The following is a 23,367-nucleotide window of genomic DNA, read 5'->3' as shown; positions in this document are numbered from 1 at the left end:
CTTTTACATCGTAACGTAACGTTTGTCAACAGATTTGGCCGACAGCAATTGTTGGATAAATTCCGGTTTATCGCCCCAATACACATGCAGATACGAGGCAAAGGTGTTTTGCACTCGGTATAACTTCGTCTCAACGGGCACTCCTTTCGCGTTTGTCACCGATGCGACGGACGGCTGCACGTTACGTTCTTCTAAGGTTGAATAGTGAAATTCATGGCCTTTCAGCGTCAGTTCATCCCACTGAATAATCCGGTAACCGAGTGTCATTCTGGGCGCGAGCATCGACGTAGTGGTATCCAATGCGCCAACCATCGAAAACGAGTTTCCGTCAGCATCCGTAATCGACTGGCCCAGATACATCAGGCCACCGCATTCAGCATAGGCCAACCCGTCCGACTGACAATACGCTCGAATGCTCTCCTGCATGGAAACATTCTGGCTCAAGGCTTCGGCATTAAGTTCGGGGTAGCCGCCGGGTAGGTACAGAAAATCCGTTTGGGGAAGAACCGCATCGTGTAACGGACTGAAAAAAGTAACCTTGCCAAACCGAGTCAGCACGTCTATATTTTGGTGGTACATAAACGTAAATGCCTCATCACGAGCAATGGAAATCCTGATAGGCGCAGCGCGGGGCAACGAACGAGGTACGTATCGAATTGGAGTCAGCTCTGTGCGGGTAATTTCCAGAAGTCGATCGATATCAATGGTTTTTGGAATCGCTTCGGCAATGGTCTGGATAATGGTTTCATAGTGTGTCTCGTCCGAAATATGCAGGCCCAGATGCCGCGACGGAATGGCAAATGCGGGATTGGCCGGAAAATAGCCTAATGCTTCGACGCCCACATCGGCGCAGGCTTCGGCTAAAAAGCGATAATGCGATTCTGTGTTGACGAAGTTGAAAATAGCCCCGACGAGGTTAATGCCTTTGTAGAAATTCTTGAATCCATACAGCAACGGCGCGACTGAATAGGCCATCGCCTTTGCATTGATAACCAGCACAACCGGACTATTCAGTAACTCGGCAATGGCCGCACTGCTCCCCTGCATCCGGTCCGCTCCATCGAACAAACCCATCACCCCTTCCGTCACCGCCACATCGGCAGAACCAGCGTACTGCGCATAAACCTCCGCTACGTGTTGTTCGGCCGCCATGAACGTATCGAGATTGATGCTTGGGGTGCCAGCCGCTGTGGTATGATGCATCTTATCAATGTAATCCGGCCCGCATTTAAACGGCTGTACCCGCAAGCCCCGATTCGCCAAAGCACGTAGCACCCCCAGCGTCAGCGTGGTTTTGCCGGAACCACTGGATGGTGCGGCAATCAGGAAGTGGGATTTGAAGATGGGTTGATCGCTTGTCACCTCAATAAACTGATTTAGGCTGAATCTGGGTTGCTTCCAGCACTAACGAGTGAGAGGACGGACAGGATAGGCGTACCAACGGGCTAAAATGATCCCTGAAGACTAATACCACCCAACTTGACCATGCCTCAAAACGCGAAAGCATTGTCAACAAAAAAAGGCAGGTCTCCTGGCTTGTAACATCTCTGCCAACCTTCCCAGCCCGGCAAATCGGACCAGTGGACGTACCCGGCGATGACTCGCCCCGGCAGAAATTTCAGCGTTACTTACAGTTGCGCGACAGCTCGTGACTCACACACGATTCCCTATTAATTGCAGCGAAGCAAACCCTTCTCTGTTGGAGAAACAAATATAACTATCGGGCGAAGATACCACTTTTGGCGCTATCCACTCAGCAAAACGTAGTAAAGCGTAAACAACCCTTATATAGCTAGTCATCATATCAGCCAACGCTTTCAAGGAATTGCCTGACGGATATAGGAAATTTTATAGCTATCTAGACAATTGGGCCGTCAACTTTGCTGTCAGAAAAAACAAGACAATACAAACTTTCCGTATCACTTTACCTGAAAATCATGCAAACTACTTGCGTGGTTTCCTGTTTATATAGTCATTTGCATTTTTATAATTAGTCTAAATAAGAGTGAAAATGGTTAAGTATTTACAATTCCTGTTGATCGTTGCCACGTTCGTTACCTTTCCTTTACTCACGAATGCCCAGCAAGTGGCTACGGTACGAGGGAAAATCCTGACGTCTGATGGCAACCCGGCGGAGTATGTTACAGTCGTCCTGAAAGGAAAAGGCCAGGGTGCCATTACCAATGGCAAAGGCGAATATGCAATTACCAGGGTAAAAGAGGGTTCATATACAGTGCTGGTTTCGGCGATCGGCCTGCGCTCTGAGGAGAAAACCGTAACGGTTTCCGGAAGGGAAACAGCACCGGTTGATTTTACCTTGTCGGAGAACACGGCTCAGTTGACGGAAGTCATTATTCGGGCGGGTAAACTGAATCGATTTGCGGCTAAAAGCAGCGACGACGTGGGCAAAATGCCTTTGAGAAACCTGGAAAATCCGCAGGTTTATAACACCATCGGCAAAGAATTACTGTCTGAACAGCTGGTCTTTTCGGTGGATGACGCCATGCGGAATGCACCCGGTCTTCAGAAAATGTGGGATGCCACGGGACGCGCGGGCGACGGTGGCAGTTTCTACAATACGCGTGGGTTTATTGTGCAGAGTCAGCTCCGAAACGGGCTTGCCGGTAACGTAACGAGTACCATTGATGCGGCCAATCTGGAAAAACTGGAAGTTATCAAAGGGCCATCGGCTACGTTGTTTGGGAGCACATTGACATCATACGGTGGCTTAATTAACCGCATTACTAAAAAACCATACGACACCTTTGGGGGAGAAATCACCTACGCGGGTGGCAGCTACGGGTTCAACCGGGTGAGCGCCGATGTCAACGCACCTATCGACAAGGCAAAACAGCTACTTTTCCGCCTGAATACGGCCTTCAATTACGAAGGTACGTTCCAGACACAGGGGTTTTCCAGAACCTTCGCCGTGGCGCCAAGCCTGTCGTATAAAGTCAACGATCGCTTAACTCTCCTAGCAGACGCCGAGTTGTTTCAGGGACGTAACATAGGCAAGCAAATTCTCTTCTTTTATTATCCCGCAGCCGCGCTGGGTGCTTCACGGGCCGACCAGCTGAACGTCGATTATCAAAATTCGTACATGGGGAGCGGCCTTGAGCAGACCTCAAGAAGCGTCAATTTATTTGGCAAGGTGACGTACAAAATGTCGTCGACTTTTACCTCGACAACCAATTTTACCCACAGCAGCAGTTTCTCAAACGGTTTTGGTCCTTATTTCTATTTGATGCCCGATGCCGCGATTACCGGCAACGCGGCTGATGCCGGAAAAGCGAACTACCTGGCCCGAGCCGATCAATCGACGAACCATAGCACCAATCGGGTTTTTGAAATCCAGCAGAATTTCAACGGCGATTTCAAAATCGGCGCCATGCGCAACCGCATCGTTTTAGGGCTGGATTACCTACGTATAAATTCGGATCAGCACTTTTTTGGTAGCCAGCTCGACGTCGTGCCCCTCAATGTGCCGGGTTATGATTACAGCCGGTTCAATGGCCCCCGGATGGACTCGCTCTACGCCAGCGGTCCACCCCAGTTTACGTATCCGCTTATCAACAAATCCAATACGTACAGCGCGTTTGTATCGGATGTGCTGAACCTGACGGATCGCTTAAGCATACTGGCAGCATTACGGGTCGATAAGTTTCAGAACCAGGGTGGATCGGTGGGCAGCGACATCGTTACGTCATACAACCAGACCGCTTTATCGCCCAAGTTCGGCCTTGTTTTTCAACCGATTAAAGATCGCGTTTCGCTGTTTGCCAATTACCAGAACAGCTTCAATAACAAGGGCGTCTACAACGCCTACGACGTAACGGCACCGGACAGTATTGCCCGAAAAGTTGCCAAGCTGGAGCAGGCAAACCAGTTTGAAGCGGGGGTTAAACTCGATGCGTTTAGCGGTAAATTGACGACCACGATCAGCTATTACAATATCAAAGTGAAAGACATCCTCCGCACCGATCCTAACCCGCTGGCAGCCGCCCGGTTTGCCCAAACGCAGGATGGAACGCAGTTGAGCAAAGGGATTGAACTGGACGTCATTGCCAACCCGTTCAACGGATTTAATATCATTGCGGGATTCAGCTACAATGATTCCAAACTGGTGAACGCCGATGCTGACGTAGCGGGTCGTCGGCCAACTACTGCCTCCTCGCCTTACCTGGCCAACCTGTGGCTCAGCTACCGGTTGCGTGATTACACAATCAAAGGCCTAGGCTTCGGTTTCGGCGGCAACTACGCCAGCGACAACAAAATCCTGAACAGTGTTAGCCAGGGCGTCTTTATCCTGCCCGCCTACACGGTTTTGAACGCAACCGCTTTTTATGAGCAGAAAAAATTCAGAATCTCGGCAAAGGTGGATAACCTCACCAACCAGCACTACTGGATTGGCTACACGACGATGAATCCGCAAAAACTGAGAAGCGTTGTCGGTAGCATCAGTTATAAGTTTTAAGTAAGTGCCTGTCAAAACCCCTAAACCGCATCGGCGGACCGCCCCTGAAGGGGACTTTGCTTGCGAATAGATAAAGTCCCCTTCAGGGGCGGTCCGCCGATGCGGTTTAGGGGTTTTGACAGATTCTGTATAATCGAAGAGTAAACAAGACTGCCATGAGTACGACAAAAGGAGTTAAAACGTGGTTTCAGATTCACAAATGGACTAGCCTGATTTGCACGGCTTTTCTGCTCATGCTGTGCCTGACGGGCTTACCGTTGATCTTTTCCGAGGAAATTGAGCACCTGGATGGCGCGGCAAAGCTAGCTCCCGCCATGCCCGCCGGAACACCAAATGTGGGGTTAGACCGACAGGCTGAAACGGTTAAAGCGGCCTTTCCGAATAAAGTGACGCGCTACGTATTCTGGGATGAACACGAGCCCAACACCACAACCTTTGGCCTGACCGATTCCTTAACAGCTCCACCCGACAACTTCAAGAACGTCATCCTCGACGACCGTACGGCGAAAGTACTTGACGAACCTAAATACGACGTAGGATTCATGTACGTCATGCTGCAGTTGCACGTGGACATGTTCATGGGTATTGGCGGCAAACTGTTTCTGGGCCTGATGGGGTTGTTGTTTGTTGTAGCTATCGTTTCCGGCCTGATGTTGTACAGCCCGATCATGAAACGTTTCGATTTCGGACTGGTGCGTACCGAGAAATCGACTCGCCTGAAATGGCTTGATTTACATAATCTGCTGGGTGTTGTTACCGTGGCCTGGGCCGTAGTAGTTGGTTTTACGGGCGTCATCAACACGTTGTCGGAAGTGGTGCTGGGGGTATGGCAGCAAGGTCAACTGGCCGAAATGGTGGCACCCTATAAAAAGGCCGCGCCCCTGAGCGGGAAACTCAGCTCGCTTGATCAGGCGGTGGCGATTGCCCGAAAAGAAGCGCCCGACATGACGCCTTCGCTGATTGCCTATCCGGGCACGTTGTTTTCCAGCCAGCACCACTACGCCATTTTTATGAAGGGCAATACGCCCCTGACCGAGAAACTGATCAAACCGGCTTTGGTGGATGCGAAAACCGGCAAACTGACCGACATGCGGGATATGCCTTGGTACGTCAACGCGCTGTTCCTTTCGCAACCGCTGCACTTTGGTGATTACGGCGGGTTGCCGCTCAAAATCATCTGGGCAATTTTCGATCTGATCACGATTGTAGTGCTCGGCAGTGGCCTGTACTTGTGGTTTGCGCGCAATAAAGCAACCAAAGCCCAGATCGCCCGGATGGAAACCAGTCGGCAGAAAGTAACCCGTCAGCAATTGGAAGAGTCAGAAATCGTAAGCCTAGGCGTTGAGAATGAACAAGAAAAGTAAGAACAGTTTCTGGCATGTCTGGACCATTCCAATGTTGCTCGCCGTCGTGAGTCTTTTCGGGCTGATTTCCGCATTGGTGGGCGACGATTTTCTGGATGCACTTTCCTGGATCACCCTCGCGCTTCCCCTGGGTGTCAGTGCGTGGTTTGTCGCGAAGTCCTTAAGAAAAAAGAAAAGAGTCAATCTTAAGTGAAATAAGGTTTATGAACTAGCACGATCGAACCGGAACGCCGGACCGACCCGCGCTAGTTCGTTCGTATCAGTCCGCCAGTGTCGACGTAGCAAACAGCGTAATCTGCATGCCATCGGGAGCCTGCACGCGCGACACGTCGCTCCAGGGCGCGGTTGTGAGCGGAGCTATCGACGTAGCGCCACCGTCGATCCAGGATTCCGTTGCGGCTGTGATCGGCTCAACGACCCGCAACGCCAGCCGAACCGGACCCGCTACGCGTTTGCCTACTTCGATCTGGTCAATGCGCTCGGCATGTTTACTGTCAATCAATTCCAGCGAAGCGCGACCAGCGTCCAGAATGATGCCATTACCGGCGTCTTCGTGCCATTCTTTCGATGTTTCCAGACCGATTGTATCGCGGTAAAAACGGATTAGTTCATCCAGATTATCGACGGTGAGGATAAGACGAAGTTCTTTGACTGTGGTTTTCATACGATGTATGGTTGTTATTTTCTGACAGGATTCCCAGCAATAAATATGGTTTTTTGTATTTAGTACCAATCCTGTTTTCCCATAAATCCTTTCAGACAAAGAATTCTGTTATTTAATTCTCCCCAGCACCTTATCCAGATTGACTGTCGCAGTGAGGTAGTCGTACACAGCCTGCAGGTAGTTCGATTTAGCCTGTGTCAGAGAAAGTTCGGCGTCTGACATATCCAGCCGGGATGCGATTCCCTGTTTCCAGCGGTCGCGGGTGATGCGGTAACCCAGTTCGGCCACCGAAATGGTTTGCCGCTGGGTTTCGATCCGTAAACGTGCTTCCTCTACATTTGCCAGGCCGATTTTCACCTGAGCCCGAACAATCTCTTTCAGGTTCGCAACCTGGGTTTCTGTCTGCTGACGCGTAATCTGTGCCTGCTGGATGCGGGAATTCGTTCGGTAGCCCGTAAAGATGGGCACGCTCAATTGCAGTCCCAGATACGTACTAACCGGCCATTTGTAGTCGTCGACCCGAAAATTATTGGCCTGTGACTGCGACTGAGCCAGCCCAATGGCCGACAATTTGGGCTGACGCTCGGCTAGTTGTATCGCGACCTGTTCCCGATTCAGTTTTTCGATCAATTCCAGTCGGCGCACTTCGGGCCGGGCCTGAACGGCCTCGAAATACGCATCAGTACCCGGCAAGGCAAACAGTGATACGTCGTACCGTAGCGAATCCTGTAGATCAATGGTTTCCTGCTCGTCCAGCCCCATTGTCCGTTTCAGAACGGTTTTGGTGATACCAATCCGGTTCGTTAACTGGATCAGGGTTGGGCGCAGGTTTTCGACCGTAACGAAGGCCCGCAACGTATCGACGCGGGAGGCCCGTCCCTGTGCCAGCAGTGAACGGGCATCTTTCAGCGCCTGCTCATTCCGGGCGATACTTTGCTGTTGCAATCGAAGCTGCTCCTGCGTAATCAGTACGTCCAGGTAGGCTTTTTTTACATCCGTAACGATGCTGGCCCGAACGTCGGCCAGGGCTTCGCCGGTAGCCAGTTCATCAAGTTGTGCCGCCTTTATTCCCGATCGAACGCTTGCCTGAAAAAGGGGTTGAGTAGCCGCAATACCACCCAGTAAAGCATTCGATCCACCGACGCGGAAGGTCGCCAGTTGATTTTCGGGAAGACCCACGAAGCTGCCCGGCAAAAACGAAACCTGTTTGTTGAAATAGTATAGGTACTGAGCCGAACCTGCTACGTTCGGTAGCGAATAGCTTCGGGCTTCCACTACTTTCTGGGCCGATTTGGCTGTTTCCAACGTAGCAACCTGCAAATCACGGTTTTTATCCAGGGCCAGCTTAACGGCATTTTCCATCGTTAATGGGCGAATCTGGGCCTGAACTTGCCCGGCACTACCCCAAATCAACAGGGTAGCGAGGAGCCTATAAATAAGATGTTTCATGAATTCTGTTGAATTTTGGGTATCAAAACACCGGGTTGAAACCCGGCGCAATGCATCAAATTTTGTCACTTGCACCGGATTTCAACCCGGTGTTGTGAGCCTACATCAGTTGCTTATTGTACTTCTTCTAGTTCCGCAACTTCAGCGTGTTTGTGAACTCTGGAAAAGTAGGAATACACCGCCGGGATGATGTAAAGTGTGAGGAAGCCAGCGAACAAGAGGCCGCCAACAATGACAGTGCCGAGCGAATTGCGGCTGTTTTCGGTGAGCGCAATTGGAATGGTACCGAAGATCATCGCGAGACTCGTCATCAGAATGGGCCGGAACCGGGACGCAGCGGCCACTTTGGCAGCTTCCAGCGGACTCAATCCCTGCTCTTTGCTCTGGTTGGCAAATTCCACGATCAGGATACCGTTTTTGGTGATCAGCCCGATGAGGGTAATAATCCCGATCTGGCTGAAAATATTCAGCGTCTGACCAAAAAGCCACAGGCTGAGCAGGGCCCCCGTCATCGCCATCGGCACGGTAAGCAGAATGATAAACGGATCGACCAGGCTTTCGAACTGAGCCGCCAGCACCAAGTAAATCAGGATCAGGGCGAACACGAACGCAAACAACAGACTCGATGAACTTTCGGCAAAGTCGCGCGATTCACCCGCCAGCGACGTTTTAATAGTTGGCGGCAAGACTTTCTGAGCAATCCGGTTCATTTCTGCGACACCGTCCCCAATGGTTTTTCCCGGTGCCAATCCGGCCGAAACCGTCGCCGAAATCGATTGATCGTAGCGATAGATAGCCGCCGGACTGATGCTTTCCTTGAACGAAACCAGATTATCCAGCGAGACAACCTCCCCGGTTCGGGTGCGTACATACATCGCTTTCAGGTCGTAAGGCGTATCGCGATCCTGCTTCTGCAACTGCCCTATTACCTCATATTGACGGTCATTGTAGATGAAGTACCCGTACCGCTGACCACTAAGCGCTAATTGTAACCCGCGGGCGATTTCAGCCACCGAAATTCCCAACTCAGCGGCTTTACTGCGGTTGATACTCAGCACCAGTTCGGGTTTGTTCACTTTCAAATCCGAATCGGCAAACCGAAGAACCGGGCTTTTACCCGCTTCGGCCATGAATTGGGGCAGCACCTCCGTTATAGCGGCCAGATTCGGCGCCTGCAATACGTATTGAACGGGTTGCGCCTGACCAAATCGACTGCCGATGGTTGGCGGTTGAACCGGAAATACCATGACGCCCCTAAAATTCTGAGCGTTTTTGGAATAAGTCGCAAAGACATCGGCCTGGGTTGTCGTTCGTTCATCGGCTTTTTTGAGGAAGGTATTTTGAATGGCTATGTTCACCGGTGCAGGCGGGCCAAACGTCAGGGCCAGAATCGAATACGTCTGAAATAACCCTTTTGTCGAATCGACCGAAAATTGGGCAATCTCCTTCATGTACTTCTCCGTGTACTCGTATGACGACCCTTCCGGCGCAACCACCGCCAGGCTGATCTGCGAACGGTCTTCCAGAGGAGCCAATTCCGAGGGCAACTGCTTACCAATGAAGTAGATCAATCCGAACGTAACGGCCAGCGTTGGGAAAGCGACCCAGCGGTACGTCAGAAACCAGCCCAGCGATTTTTCGTAGCCCCGGTTCAACGCGACAAAATACGGTTCGGTTGTCCGGTAGAGCCAGTTTGGTCTTTCCTGCCGTTTCAGCAGGTAGGCACTCATCATCGGCGAAAGCGTCAAGGCGACAAACGCCGATACGAGTACCGAACCAGCCACCACCACGGCGAATTCCTGAAACAGCTTACCCGTTACACCCGGCAGAAATAGAATCGGCAGGAAAACGGCGGCTAACGTAATGGTCGTGGAAATAACGGCGAAATAAATCTCCGACGATCCTTTGAACGCAGCCTGCAACGGCGACATGCCTTCTTCCACTTTGGCGTAGATGTTTTCCAGCACCACAATGGCATCATCGACCACCAGCCCAATCGCCAGCACTAACGCTAACAGCGTCAGGATATTGATGGAATAGCCAGCCACGTACATGATGAAAAAAGCCGACACGATGGACACCGGAATCGCCACAACCGGAATGATGGTCGAGCGCCAGTCGCGCAGGAACAGGAAGAGGATTAGAATCACCAGCCCGAAGGCCACGAACAGCGTTTCTTCCACTTCGGAAATCGAATCCCGAATCGGCTCGGTAAAGTCTTTCCCAATCGTTAATTGATAGTCGGCGGGAATTTCCTTTCGCAGTTCTTTCAGTCGGCGGTAAAATTCATCGGCAATCGCTACGGCATTGGCGCCCCGCTGTGGTTCGACAAAAACGCCGATCGTTGGCGAGTTTCCTTTCAGGCTGTTCAGGATCGCCGTGCGTTCATTTTCAGCCCCTAATTCGGCATAACCAATGTCTCTGAACCGAATAATGCTGCTGCCCTCCTGCTTGAGGATCATGTTGTTGAAATCGTCCTCTTTCGTCAGTCGGCCCAGCGTCCGAACGGTCAGTTCGTTCCGGTCTCCTTCAATCCGACCCGATGGCAAATCCACGTTTTCTTTACGTAGTGCCTGCTCAATATCGGAGGGTGTCAACTGATAAGCCGCCAGTTTGGCCGGGTCGATTCGCAGGCGCATGGCGTATTTTTTCTCGCCCGCGATACCCACCCGTTTTACGCCCGGAATGGTTTGCATCCGCTCTTTGATGACTGTAGACGCGATATTGCTGACTTCCAGAATGCTCCGCGTTTTGCTTTCCACCGCCATGAAAATCACGATATCACCACTGTTTGCCTTCTCCACGATGGGCGGATCAACATCGCCGGGCAACAGCCGCCGGGCTTTGGTCACTTTATCGCGTACGTCGTTGGCAGCTGCTTCCAGATCGGCGTCGAGGTTGAACTCAACCGTAATTACGCTGGCGGCTTCCCGCGAAACGGACGAGATGGTACGAATGCCGTTGGCTTCACCAATCGACTCTTCCAGCGGTTTGGTAATCTGGTAGGCAATCACGTCGGGGCTGGCTCCCGGATATGTCGTGGTGACGGTGACGATGGGCGAATCAGTGACGGGATATTCCCGGATGCCCAGATACGTAAGCCCAACGAAACCAAATAATATAATCAATACCGAGAGTACCCCGGCCAATACTGGCCGCTGAATACTAATTCCCGCTAAACTCATGTGAGTAATTTTTTAAATCGATAAAAGAGACGTCAACTATTCGACCGTAGACACCGTGACAGGAACACCCGTATCGAGACGTAGTAAATTGGTTGTCAGCAACGTATCGCCGATGGAAAGACCGTCCAGAATCTGAACCGTTCCTTTGGTGCGGCTACCGGTTTTCACGTCGCGACGTTCGGCCTTGCCGTGGTTGAGCCGGAATAATGAATAGCCTTTGGCCGTGGGAATCAGGGCTTCTGTCGGAATCAGGATGCCATCCTGTGCTACGTGCAGCGCAAAGGCGATTTTAGCCGATGAACCAGGCACGAGTTTGCCCCCTTTGTTTTCACTAATGGCCTTCACCAGCAGACTCCGCGTGTTGGATTCCATCTTGGGTTCGGTAGCCGTAACCTTCCCGACAAACGGCTGATTGCTGTTTTCGGTCGTAAACTGAATAGCCTGCCCCGGCCGAACGTCGGATGCATATTTTTCGGGAATGGTGAAATTAACCTCCACTCGGCTAACATCATCGAACGAACTCAGCACCGTAGACGGCGTTACGTAGGCGCCAACGTCTACCCGTTTCAGGCCCAGTTTTCCGGCGAACGGTGCCCGGATCTCGGTTTTGGCTAGGTCCACATCGATCATCGCCATTTCAGCCTGCAGTACGTTGAGGTTGGTCAGCACCTTGTCATATTCCTGCTGATTGACCGCTTCGGTTGCCAGGAGTTCACGGAACCGTTTTTCATCCAGTTGGGCGAGCTTTGCCTGGAGCGCTACCCGGTGTTTTTTAGCCAGCAAATCAGCGTCATCCAGTTTATACAGCAAGGTTCCCTGACTAACGTAGCTGCCTTCCCGAGCATATACCCGAACGAGTTTCCGAGCCACCTCACTCACCAGATCGACTTCCTGATTGGCCGCGATGGTTCCCGTTGTCTGGAGTTCATCGGTGATCGTTTCGCGTTTCACCACGAAAGCATCCGAAGCGACAACACCCGTTGCGGCCTTATTATCGGATGGTGGCGCGGCTGCGGCCTTTTCTGCCGATGGGTCGGCTTTTTTGGAGAACAATTTTGGTGTAATGAAGAAAAGCGCGAAAGCCAGTGCAATGCCCCCGGCGATAACTGATTTTGTTCGATTTCTGATCGGTTTCATGGTATTAATGGTTGTATTATTTTATTGTTCTACAACTATCGAACTTAAATTGTTTTATGGGTATCGAACAAGGTGGCTTGCGGGATGGTTCATCAAGATTAAAATCTATTGAATTATTTTAACGCGTCCGATTGTTGTGGTAGCAATTACTGTAGCTACTCCTTTTTCGGTTTGGCAACAGCATGACAAGCAGCAGACGGAATAGATTATGAAGACGTACCAGCACCCCACAACAGATCAGATTACCTTAACCGGCGTATTACACGCGCTAAGTGATCCGGTGCGGCTTAATTTTGTGCAGTGTCTGGCAAAGCTGACGAGCGAGTCACCCTGCGGGGCCATTCCGTCGCCCGTGGCTAAATCGACCATGTCGCACCACCTGCGGGTGTTGCGCGAGGCTGGCATTATTCATATCCGCACCGAAGGCACTCAGAGTTTGACGTCGCTTCGCCAGCACGAACTAGAGGAAAAATTTCCCGGCGTGTTAGACTCCGTACTGAAAGCCGCTACTACGTATTCGATGGCCGAGGAAGCCTAATTACTGATTTTATCAGCGATTTCTGCCTAAAAAGACTACTTTTGCCCCGTCAATGGGTGCACTTCCTCATCCGAAGTGCTTAAAAGGGAATCCATCGAACCAGGTAATCGGTTCTAATCGGAGCAGTTCCCGCTGCTGTATGTTCACAAAGGGGTTTTGACACGTAGTGCCACTGTTCTTCCAGAAGGAATGGGAAGGCGTCAAAACTGAACGAGCCAGAAGACCTGCCTGTCGACATGATATCCGGTTTGCTTTCGGGAAGAAAAGCAAACGGAGACCCAGGGCAGGCTGCGTTTTGTAGCCCCTATCTCCGTTTGTCGTTTCCCGTCGGTTACCGGCCTCTACCACAGGCATTTCCAACCAGAAGGCGCAAACGAATGATTAACCCTCTTTTACTGGATTCATTACTGCTTGGCGTTCAGCACTCCTTTGAGCCTGACCATATGGCGGCCGTTTCGGTGTTGGCGTCCGAAAAAGATAAAACGAATCGGGTATCGACCGGTCGACATCTCGGCCGGGTTGTCTGGCGATCATCGCATTGGGCGCTGGGCCATTCGTTTACGCTGGTGCTGTTCGCATGCCTTATTTTACTGCTTAAATCAACGCTTTCACTCAACATTGCCGCCCAGGTGGAACTGGCCGTTGGCCCACTCATGATCTGGCTGGGTGTTGTCGCCATCCGGCGAAATTTCACCCGGGCAAAGTCTCATGCGCACCCGACGCAATCTACTACGTTGAGCCGGTCATTTTGGGTGGGCATGGTGCATGGCCTGGCGGGTACGGGTGGCGCCTGCACCCTGGCGCTGACCCTTGCCGCCCGCGATGCCTCGACGGCCGTCTGGATTATCGTGCTGCAAAGTCTGGGTATTATTGTCGCCATGACCCTCTACGGATGTCTACTGGCTTTCTCCCTGAATAAGGTCGTCGTAAAATGGCAAGCTGCCCTGCGCACTATCAACTACGTAGTAGGTGCCTTTTCAATTGCCATCGGCCTATACACATTCCTCGAAATTTTCCCCTCTTAGTCACTACCCAATTTCATGCAACATCTTATTTACCAGAAGTTTATACCTATTCTCTGGTTTACCGCTCTGACATCTGTCAGCCTGTTCGCTACCTGTTCAACCGCAAGTGGGCAACGTATCACGCCCGACTCCACGCGGGAACGCGCCCTCGATCCCGTGGTCGTGACAGCAACCCGCTACGAGACGCGCAAAGAAATTCTGCCGCAGAAAATGGATATTATTTCCCAACAGGACATGGCGCTGACACCGGCCTATGACCTGACGGACATTGTCAAAAAAACGGCTTCAGTAAATGTTATCCAATACCCAAGTCTTTCGTCGGGCATTGGCATTCGAGGATTTCGGCCACAGTTTTCAGGTTTGAATCAGCGTACGTTATTGCTGATTAACGGGCGTCCGGCGGGGGCGACTAATTTGTCGCTCATCAACCTCAACGGCGTCGACCGAATTGAAGTCCTGAAAGGCCCCGCGTCGTCATTATACGGCTCACAGGCAATGGGGGGCGTCATTAACGTAATAACCCGCCGATCAAGGGGCGAAACGCGGGGGATGGGATTTCTGGAATACGGCAGTTTCAAGACTGTTCAAGCGGGTATGAACGTGGGCGGCAACCTAACGAAAGGATTGGATTATGATCTCTCCTTCGCCTATTTCGAACGGGCGGGCGACTATAAAATCGGGAAAGACAACCTCCTGCGGAATGCCTTTGGCTTCACTACGTCCCAGCGTAACTACGCCAATAAACCAGCCGAAACCGTTGATGAATCTAAAAGCGATGGGCAGACACGCCCCTTCACCCAGATGCATTATTACTCCGGCGCCCTACGTGTAGGGTATCAATGGAGCAACAAATGGCGGGTTGATGTGCGGGGCGAACGCTTTCAGGCACGCGACGTGGAATCGCCGGGCGATATTACGTATGGCACTACTGAAGCTAGCAGCAAAGATGTTGATCGGAATACAGGAGAAGCCTCACTAACGGGTGAAGTTGGTCAGCACCGGCCCAGTCTAACCGTTTTTACGGCCGAAGAAGCGACCAACAACCTCACAACCAACGTATCAGGAAAACCCATTGTACCATACCGGTCAACCCAGACAACGAATGACTGGCAGGGCATTCAACTCAAAGACGTCTGGCAGCTCGGGCGTCATTCGCTGATCGTAGGGTACGATTACCTGAATGCATCGACCCGGAGCCGTCGGTGGACGAATGACACGACAGAACGGGCACCTGCTCAACCCAACTATGCCCTGATTTCATCGGCCTTCTACGCCCAATTGCTTTTGACGGTCAATCGGTTGACTATTCAACCGGGTATTCGCTACGATAACATTACGTTTGATGTGAAAGATACGCCCCTACTCACTACGTATCAGGGCGGTAAAAAAACGAATCCGTTTGTGAGTCCAAGTCTGGGGCTGAGTTATCAACTGCTCCAATCGGTACGCCTGAAAGGAACCGTTGGCCGGGCATTCGTAACGCCGGATGCCTTCAGCGTGGCGGGGTATTCCGAAATCCGAACGACAGCGGGAAAAATTTCCATTATTGAAGGCAATCCAAACCTGACCAATGAAAGTAGCCTGGGTTGGGATTTGGGCCTGAGTTTCAGCAAACCTCAAATGGGTCTTTCAGCGAACGTAACGTATTTCTCCACGCACGTCCAAAACCGGATTGCCCGCGTGGTTTCGACCGTCAATGAGGTGTTACCTAACAAAGATGTGATCGTGTCGCGCACGGGCTACGTCAATGCCGCCGACTCCGACATTCGGGGTCTGGAAACGGAAGTGGCCTATGACTTTGGTGCGTTGGTAACCTATCGTTACTCGCTTCGGGCCTTTGCCAATGCTACGTCGATGTTCAGCGCAACCGAAATTATTGTCGGAACGGATGCGTCGCGCAGTGAGCGGGACATTGCCAACGTAGCGAAAACAAACGTCAATTATGGGTTAGAATACGATAATCTTAACTGGTTACGAATGCGCTTATCGGGCCGCTACGTTGGTACGCGCAAAGACACCGATTTTACAGATGTCGCCAGCCCCGAAATCGAATATCCGAGTTATATGGCCCTGGACTTCTCCGCTTCGTTCAACCTGGCCAAGCGGCACACGATGACCCTGCAAGTCAATAACTTAACGGATGAAAACTACTTTGAAAAGCGGGGGTATAACCTGCCGGGTCGAGCGGTATCAGTGCGGTATGCGGTGGCGTTTTGAGTTGAATTCACCCCACCCCTCCCCTTGAACTAAGGGGAGGGGCTACTAACACTGCCGAGTTCTCACCCCTCCCCTGTTTTTCAGGGGAGGGGCCGGGGGTGGGGTGAATTTCTCGATCAATACCTCCCACCCAGTTTCCGCGCATTCAGCACGGGGTTTCCCTCAATAGCGGGTAAGTGTTTGGGGCGTTGGGTTAGGCCCGTGGTGTCGGTCAAGGACTTCATGAAAGCAACCAGTGCGCTCTGTTCTTTCACGGTCAGATTCAGCGGATCTTCGGATAAAGTTTGCCCTTCCACGGCAATACCGATTCCACTACCACCGCCCCGATTATAGAAATCAACCACTTGGTCCAGCGTTTTGTACACACCATTATGCATGTACGGAGCCGTCAGGCCAGCATTACGCACGGTTGGCGTTTTGAAAGCAAAGCGGTGAATGTTCTTTTGATACGTATTGAATTTCCCCTCATCCGTATCAATTCGGGCGCGTCGTTTCTTCGGCCGACGGGGTACGCCGATAATTTCGCTATCCATTTTCTTATCGTAAATGGGCGGCACAAACCCGTTGTAAATCGGGAAGAAATGACAGGTGGCGCAACGGGCTTTCCCCAGGAACAAATTAAATCCGTCCCGTTCGTCATCCGACAATGCAACTGATTCGCCACGCAGGTATTGATCAGGCCGGGCGTTCAGGCTCGTTAGACTGCGAATATAACTCGCCAGCGCATTGCGCAAATTTGGGGCGGTCAGGCCCGAAGGAAAGGCATCACTGAACAGCTTTTTGTACTCACGGCTGGCCGCCAGTTTTTTGACTACCGAATCGGGCGAGGTGCGCATCTCGTGAATATTATTCAGTACATCGTGCGCCTGATCTTCCAGAAAAAACACCCGTGAATCGTAGAACTGAACATTTTGCAAGCCCGCATTCAACAGGGTCGGCGCATTACGCATCACCGATTTCCGGCCACCAAACGCCCGGCTTTTCGGCCGGCCATCAGTGAACGCTCGTTCGGGTTGGTGGCAGGACGCACAACTGCGCGCATTGTTTCCTGATAACAGCGGATCGAAAAACAGCACTTTCCCCAACGCAACTTTTTTGGGCGTGCTAACAAAATCGCCAAAGTTGATCAGGAAGTCGGGGCGAAACGCACCGGAATCAGAGAGCGTTGCTACGTTCGGCGACAGGAAGCGGGCGTTGCTGATGGGGCGAATACCCAACGCCTGACGGGCCTGTTTTAACGATCGGCAGAGTGGATACAGTTTATCTTTGGTAAAGGCAACCCGGTCGAACTTGTCAAAGCCGGGTGCCTGCTCAACAGCCTGAATGGTTTCTCTCCATTGCTGCTCCAATTGAGTACGCAGCGGCTGCGTTAACCGCGCTGCGTAAGGTCGAAACGTATCATGGAGCTTTCTGAGCGATATGACCGCTTCGGGTAGGCCGGTCCGGGCACCGGGCGCATCATAACCCGTGATGCCCAGGGCTAGTATCCTGAATAGCTGCTGCCGAATGGCTTCCACTACGTCGATATCGTTGATAAGATCGGCGGGTATACCCTGCTCCAGCCGGGATGAGTACGCCATCAACACGTTCAGCTCACGGGTTAATTCAGCCTTTTGTTTGGGGTCGTACGAAGGGAATAAATACGGCTCCACGACTTGCAGGCCGGTGGGCAAAATGGGCGTCTGACCCGGTTCATATTCTTCCACCTCCACCATCGGCGGTCCATTCACGTGACTGGCCAGAAACGGCTGATAGTATTCCAGCAACCATTCGATACGTTTATACTCCTGTCGGCTTCGCACAAAAGCGGCCCTGAGCGAATCGGCGGGTGAATTGGCGAGTACGTAAGCGGTCAACTGTTGCACCTGCTGATGAAAACGTGCTTTGTCAATCAGGAACTGGTCATAAACCCCATTACTGTCGGACGGGGAATCCTTCGGTAGAAAGGCCGCAATAAATACTACCACGAAGAGTAAACCCAGTAACCGATACATTGGCAAATATGAAGTAGTAGCCTCCGGGGTGAAGCCAGTTGTTGTTTATCCGGACGTGGCCGTCCAGGCTGCTAAACGTTATTGGGTGACCCGTCGTATGTTGTCCAGCAATATGGCCGTTGCGATGCCCACATTCAGCGACTCGGCGTCTCCGTACCGGGGAATCGTGACGCGTTGGGTAACGTACTGCGCCGTGTCTGGCCGAATTCCGTTCGACTCGTTGCCCATGACCAAATAACCCGAGTTACTGAAAGCCATCGTGTGCACGTCTTCACCATCTAAAAAAGCGCCGTACACGGCTACTTTACCAACCGGCTCATCATTGGCTTGCTTCAGGACGTCTGCTACGTTGCCATACCACCAGTTCACCCGCGTGAACGACCCTTTGCTGGCCGATATCACTTTGGGGTTGTAGACATCGGCGGTCGTTTCGGAGCACAGAATTTTCCGAACCCCATACCAGTCGGCGATGCGCAGAATCGTGCCTAAGTTGCCAGGATCGCGGATGTCATCCAGAATAAGGGCAACCTCGTCTGGGGCGGCCAATAGAGGACGGTTCTCTTTCGTTTTAACAACGGCCAGGGCAGCGTTGTTACTTTCGAGTGTTCCGGCCCGTTCCAGTTCAGCCATCGATACGATTTCGACCGGTGTTCGTTGGCGTTCTGTGAAGCGAACGTTTTCTTTGTAGAACGCTTCGGTGGCGATGACCAGTTCGGTCTGAAAATCGGACTGTAGCACCTCTTGCACGCTCTTGGCGCCTTCGACCAAAAACGCGCCGTGTTGCTGTCTGAATTTTTTCTGATGCAGCGACTGAATATATTTAAGTTGATTTTTAGAAAGCATGAAAAAAATGTATGATGTCAAATATATGATGTATGATCGGCTCAGGCGCTATACATCGTACACCATACATCATATATCGAGAGTAAGCCTCTTCCTGATCGTTATCTTCCTATCCGGCTGTCTGAGTTCCAAACAATTAGGCAACAACGTCTATTTACTGACGTCCCAAACGGTGCGGGGCAACAAGAGGATCTCTACGGAGTCGCTGGAGAGCCTGATTCCCCAGAAACCCAATCGCCGGATTCTGGCTCTGCCCATTACCCCTCCGCTCTGGTTTTACCAATTGGGATTGCGCAAGTATAATCACGAAGCCGCCGTGCGTGAGTTTCAGGCCAAAACTAACGAATTTGAGCAGCAAAGCCAGCAACTAGCGAATCAACCAGATGCCCTTAAAAAGTTAAACCGACAATATGGACGGCAGTTAAAGCGCCTTCGTGTAAAGGCTGAAGAAGGCAACTGGATCATGCGCAGTCTTGGCGAGCCACCCTCCTATTTTGCCGAAGCCGATGCAAAGGCCAATGCCGCCAAGATGCAGAAGTATCTGTCGGACAAGGGGTTCTTTAATGCAAAAGCCACGTATAAGCTCGATACGTTACGTCGCCGGCAGATCCGGGTCAACTACCTGGTTGCGGAGAACGAAGGGTTTTACCTGCGGAACATCGTCTATAACATCGCTGATCCGCGCGTAGATTCCATCGTCCGTAAATCGTTTGATAAGTCACGGCTTAAGGTGGGTGAGCGATTCGATTTCGATAATATGTCGGGCGAGCGCATTCGAATTGAGTCGCTGCTACGTGATCAGGGCTATTATGCCTTTTCCCGTCAATATATCCGGGCAACCGACGTCGATACGGTTCGGCGGGGGAATGACCGCCGGTTCCGCGATGGCCTGGAACCGGGCGACTCCACCCGGCGCAATGTCGATGTGGCCTTGCAAATTGCCAATCCGCCGGGCAAACCCGCTCACCCGATTTACCATTTTGGCGAGGTAGACGTACGTATCAGCCCCGATGCCACTCAACCTATTGTGGCTGGGGTGAGTCTGGACACGGTCAAACGCAATGGTATTACGTATCTGCTCGGTGGGCGCGATATTTCTGTCCGGCTACTGGATGCCAAAATTCAGGTCAGGCCAAACCATTTATATAGCCAGACTGATTATCGCGATACGCAACGGCAATTATTCGTCTTGAACCAATTCAAGTTCGTCAATCTAAATTTCGTTGATACCACGAACCGCCAATTGCGAACGCTTATTACGGCCACTCCTCTAGACAAATACGAAGCGACAGCCGAAGGGGGCGCTACGGGTCTGTTGTATCAGGGAAAGGGGTTTCCCGGTGGATTTGGCAGTTTGATTTTCCGGGTGCGTAATCTGTTTGGTGGACTTGAAACGCTGGAAACCTCCGTCCGCTATGGGCTGGAAGCGCAAACTGGCTTTGTACCGGACCCTAATAGCAATCGGGTTGTTTACACGTCTCAGGAATTGGGGATCAGCAGTTCGCTTATCTTTCCACAGATTTTATTCCCTGGCCCTATCCGGTTCAAGTTCAACCGCTATGCGCCCCGTACACAGATAAGTTTAAGTTATAACAATACGTATCGGCCCGATTTCAAACGATCACTTTTGCGGGCAAGTATGGCTTATAACTGGCAAACAACAGCCGCCAAACAATTCAGCTTTCTGATTGCAGACATTAATCTGATCAATGCGAATAGAGGTACAAGCCAGGCCATTAGCGAAGCATTTCAAGCCCAGCTCGATTCACTGAGAAATCAGGGAAGTACCGTCTACCTGAGTTTTCGGCGATCACTTAGTTCAAGCTTCAGTTTCGCGTATACGTACAATACGAATACGCCAGGGCAAAATCGGCGCGCTAATTTCCTCCGTGCCGTGGTTGAGTCGGGCGGAACGACCCTGAATTTATTCAGCGATGCGCAGTTACGTAATTTTTTCAATACGACTGATACTACAGGTTTACAATTTTATAAGTTTCTGCGCGTCAACGTCGATTACCGGCATTACATTCCGCTCCGTTCCCGTACTACGCTGGCGTTTCGGTTCAATACAGGGTTAGTATATGGGTATGGCTCCAACAGAACCGCCCCTTACGAAAAATTATTTTTTGCTGGTGGAAGTAACAGTATTCGGGCCTGGTTACCTCGTCGGTTAGGGCCTGGGTCTGAATGGCCGCAAAAAAATGATGACAGGGAGCCCGTTTATAATCCAAAATATCCCGACCAACAACAGTTCTACTACCCTGTTGAAAAACCGGGTGACATGATTATCGAAGGTTCTGCGGAGCTACGTGGCCGCCTGTTTCACCTAGGCGCCGACGTAAACGGGGCTATATTTATCGATGCGGGCAACGTCTGGACGCTAACCAATAATATTAATCGTCCCGGTACGGTCTTTAAGTTCGATACGTTCTTCCCGCAGATTGCCGTCGGCACCGGTGTTGGCTTACGGTTTGATTTCTCATTTTTTGTTATCCGTTTCGATGGAGGCATTAAAGTATGGGACCCCGCCCGGCGCATTCCGGACAGTAATAAACCCGATGGTATTGATGATCAACGTTTCATTTTGCCAAAATTCTCGTTCAATAGGTTGTCAAGCGGTCCCAATCCATTGGTGATTAATTTCGGGATTGGCTACCCTTTCTGATACGTATTGGTCTTGCTTACTACCCCGATTGAAAGCCATCTCCGCCTAGTAGACAAAAGTTGAGTCAGTAACTTACCGTAAATTCAGTTGAGACGAAGAGTGACGCACGTTGTTCTTCATAAGTCCTTCAATACGCTCTTAAGAGAAATTAACGCACAGATCCTGCCAAAATGACAGCGTAATCGGGGCTTTCTTCGTAATTTTGCAAAAAGGAGTCGATAGCTATCAGTCAATAATCGATAGCTGCTGACGACTATTGACCGACGACCATCGATTAACTATGACGCTCATCCCCGAACTGACCATACTGCAAGCTGCTGATAAGGAGCAGGTTGACCTACCGCGTACGCTGGAAGATGAATTAGCCATTGGCAAAAAACGATTGTATATAGAAAGTTATGGCTGCCAGATGAACTTTGCCGATAGTGAGATTGTCGCTGCCGTCATGCGTAATGCGGGGTATGCAACCACGTCAACGGCTGAAGAAGCAGATGTAATTTTCCTGAATACCTGCGCCATTCGCGACAACGCCGAGCAGAAAGTCCGGCACCGGTTAAAACACCTTACCGGCCTGAAACGGCAAAAACCCGAACTGCTGGTCGGTATGCTTGGGTGTATGGCTGAGCGCCTGAAAACCAAGTTACTGGAAGAAGAAAAAGTGGTGGACATTGTGGCGGGTCCTGATGCTTACCGTGACATTCCCAAACTGGTTGAAGAAGCTGGATCAGGACAGAAAGCGGTCAACGTGTTTCTGTCGCGCGAAGAAACTTACGCTGACATCTCCCCTATTCGTCTGAATTCCAACGGCGTAACGGCCTTCGTATCGATTATGCGCGGTTGCGACAACATGTGCAGTTTTTGCGTTGTGCCGTTTACGCGGGGCCGGGAACGTAGCCGAGATCCCTACTCCATCGTTCGTGAAGCCCAGGATCTCTTCGACCGCGGCTACCGCGAAGTAACCCTGCTCGGGCAGAATGTGGATTCGTACAAATGGCAGGGGAGCGAGAGTGAAGGGCTTGCGGTAGAGAATAGTTCAGCCGCTATGCCCACTGCCCCGAGCCCCATGCCCATTGTCACCTTCGCTCACCTTCTCGAAATGGTAGCGCGTATCCATCCCGAGCTGCGGGTACGGTTTTCGACCTCCCATCCCAAGGATATTACGGACGACGTATTGTACACGATGGCTCGTTATGACAACATCTGCAAGTACATCCACCTGCCCGCCCAAAGTGGCAACAGCCGGGTCCTGAAGCTGATGAACCGGACCTACGATCGGCCCTGGTATATCGAGAAAATCAACAGCATCCGCCGGATTCTCGGTGACGACTGCGGCATCTCAACTGACATGATTTCAGGCTTTTGCAGCGAAACTGAAGAAGAACATCAGGAGTCGCTATCACTCATGGATTTCGTGCAGTATGACTATGCCTACATGTTCGCTTATTCGGAACGCCCCGGTACGTTGGCAGCCAAAAAATACCCCGACGATATTCCGGAAGACGTTAAGAAACGGCGATTGAGTGAAATCATCGCCCGGCAACTGGAGCATTCCGCTAAACGTAACCAGCGCCATATCGGGCAAGTGCAACGGGTACTTATTGAAGGTCCGTCCAAACGTTCCGACGATTTCCTGTGCGGCCGGAATGACCAGAACAAAATGGTTGTCTTCCCAAAAGGCGATCTCCAGAAAGGTCAGTATGTCAATGTGTTAGTAACCGAATGCACATCGGCAACGTTGCGCGGGGACGTAGTTTAGCGTTTATGGTATTCGGTTTATGGTTTACGATTGTTGTTTTTGTGTCAGCCCACCGT

Annotated in this window: 15 protein-coding genes and 2 riboswitches; of the genes, 8 read left to right on the top strand and 7 right to left on the bottom strand. The window is 51.4% G+C overall.

Annotated elements, in window-relative coordinates:
* Positions 1–3: 3 nt before the first annotated feature.
* A complete protein-coding gene (locus ACYVEA_RS25305) occupies positions 4–1,362 on the bottom strand; it encodes a cobyrinate a,c-diamide synthase (protein WP_461116214.1) in 1,359 nt (452 codons plus the stop codon).
* A 142-nt stretch (positions 1,363–1,504) separates the two neighbouring features.
* Positions 1,505–1,709: riboswitch (cobalamin riboswitch) on the bottom strand.
* 302 nt (positions 1,710–2,011) lie between these two features.
* Here ACYVEA_RS25305 and ACYVEA_RS25300 point away from each other — a divergent pair.
* The 3 genes from ACYVEA_RS25300 to ACYVEA_RS25290 all read left to right on the top strand — a co-directional run bounded on the left by ACYVEA_RS25300 (position 2,012) and on the right by ACYVEA_RS25290 (position 6,031).
* On the top strand, positions 2,012–4,474 hold the full coding sequence (locus ACYVEA_RS25300) for a TonB-dependent receptor domain-containing protein (RefSeq protein WP_461116213.1): 2,463 nt from the start codon (positions 2,012–2,014) through the stop codon (positions 4,472–4,474).
* A gap of 155 nt (positions 4,475–4,629) precedes the next feature.
* Positions 4,630–5,838, top strand: a complete 1,209-nt coding sequence (locus ACYVEA_RS25295; RefSeq protein ID WP_461116212.1) for a PepSY-associated TM helix domain-containing protein — start codon at positions 4,630–4,632, stop codon at positions 5,836–5,838.
* The gene (locus ACYVEA_RS25290) at positions 5,822–6,031 is read left to right on the top strand and encodes a hypothetical protein (RefSeq protein WP_461116211.1); all 210 of its coding nucleotides are present in this window, start codon (positions 5,822–5,824) and stop codon (positions 6,029–6,031) included. The genes ACYVEA_RS25295 and ACYVEA_RS25290 overlap by 17 nt, the downstream gene beginning before the upstream one ends.
* A gap of 66 nt (positions 6,032–6,097) precedes the next feature.
* Here ACYVEA_RS25290 and ACYVEA_RS25285 read toward each other — a convergent pair whose 3' ends face one another.
* The 4 genes from ACYVEA_RS25285 to ACYVEA_RS25270 form a co-directional block, all read right to left on the bottom strand.
* Positions 6,098–6,502, bottom strand: coding sequence for a VOC family protein (locus ACYVEA_RS25285; protein ID WP_461116210.1), 405 nt, complete (start codon positions 6,500–6,502; stop codon positions 6,098–6,100).
* Positions 6,503–6,610: 108 nt separating this feature from the next.
* Positions 6,611–7,951 carry a TolC family protein gene (locus ACYVEA_RS25280; protein ID WP_461116209.1) on the bottom strand — a complete coding sequence of 447 codons (1,341 nt, stop codon included), beginning with the start codon at positions 7,949–7,951 and terminating at the stop codon, positions 6,611–6,613.
* Positions 7,952–8,064: 113 nt separating this feature from the next.
* A complete protein-coding gene (locus ACYVEA_RS25275; RefSeq protein ID WP_461116208.1) occupies positions 8,065–11,136 on the bottom strand; it encodes an efflux RND transporter permease subunit in 3,072 nt (1,023 codons plus the stop codon).
* A gap of 36 nt (positions 11,137–11,172) precedes the next feature.
* A complete protein-coding gene (locus ACYVEA_RS25270) occupies positions 11,173–12,273 on the bottom strand; it encodes an efflux RND transporter periplasmic adaptor subunit (RefSeq protein ID WP_461116207.1) in 1,101 nt (366 codons plus the stop codon).
* A gap of 208 nt (positions 12,274–12,481) precedes the next feature.
* Between ACYVEA_RS25270 and ACYVEA_RS25265 the strand changes: the two genes are divergently transcribed.
* From ACYVEA_RS25265 to ACYVEA_RS25255, 3 genes are all read left to right on the top strand, one after another.
* The gene (locus tag ACYVEA_RS25265; protein WP_461116206.1) at positions 12,482–12,811 is read left to right on the top strand and encodes an ArsR/SmtB family transcription factor; all 330 of its coding nucleotides are present in this window, start codon (positions 12,482–12,484) and stop codon (positions 12,809–12,811) included.
* Between the two features lie 37 nt (positions 12,812–12,848).
* Positions 12,849–13,057: riboswitch (cobalamin riboswitch) on the top strand.
* A gap of 131 nt (positions 13,058–13,188) precedes the next feature.
* Positions 13,189–13,836 carry a hypothetical protein gene (locus tag ACYVEA_RS25260; protein ID WP_461116205.1) on the top strand — a complete coding sequence of 216 codons (648 nt, stop codon included), beginning with the start codon at positions 13,189–13,191 and terminating at the stop codon, positions 13,834–13,836.
* Between the two features lie 15 nt (positions 13,837–13,851).
* Positions 13,852–16,053 carry a TonB-dependent receptor plug domain-containing protein gene (locus tag ACYVEA_RS25255; RefSeq protein ID WP_461116204.1) on the top strand — a complete coding sequence of 734 codons (2,202 nt, stop codon included), beginning with the start codon at positions 13,852–13,854 and terminating at the stop codon, positions 16,051–16,053.
* 116 nt (positions 16,054–16,169) lie between these two features.
* On the opposite strand, the gene ACYVEA_RS25250 is transcribed toward ACYVEA_RS25255, so the two are convergent.
* Both ACYVEA_RS25250 and ACYVEA_RS25245 read right to left on the bottom strand, forming a co-directional pair.
* A complete protein-coding gene (locus ACYVEA_RS25250; RefSeq protein ID WP_461116203.1) occupies positions 16,170–18,047 on the bottom strand; it encodes a cytochrome c peroxidase in 1,878 nt (625 codons plus the stop codon).
* Between the two features lie 78 nt (positions 18,048–18,125).
* Complete coding sequence (locus ACYVEA_RS25245; protein ID WP_461116202.1) at positions 18,126–18,890, bottom strand: TrmH family RNA methyltransferase; 765 nt, start codon at positions 18,888–18,890, stop codon at positions 18,126–18,128.
* Here ACYVEA_RS25245 and tamL point away from each other — a divergent pair.
* Positions 18,889–21,555 carry a translocation and assembly module lipoprotein TamL gene (tamL, locus tag ACYVEA_RS25240; RefSeq protein ID WP_461116201.1) on the top strand — a complete coding sequence of 889 codons (2,667 nt, stop codon included), beginning with the start codon at positions 18,889–18,891 and terminating at the stop codon, positions 21,553–21,555. The genes ACYVEA_RS25245 and tamL overlap by 2 nt on opposite strands.
* Positions 21,556–21,835: 280 nt before the next feature.
* Positions 21,836–23,311 (top strand): tRNA (N6-isopentenyl adenosine(37)-C2)-methylthiotransferase MiaB, encoded by a 1,476-nt coding sequence (gene miaB / locus ACYVEA_RS25235; RefSeq protein ID WP_461116200.1) that lies wholly within the window; start codon positions 21,836–21,838, stop codon positions 23,309–23,311.
* The last annotated feature ends 56 nt before the right edge of the window (positions 23,312–23,367 follow it).

This window comes from Spirosoma jeollabukense (assembly GCF_054777855.1).
This window is presented reverse-complemented; position numbering and strand designations above follow the sequence as displayed.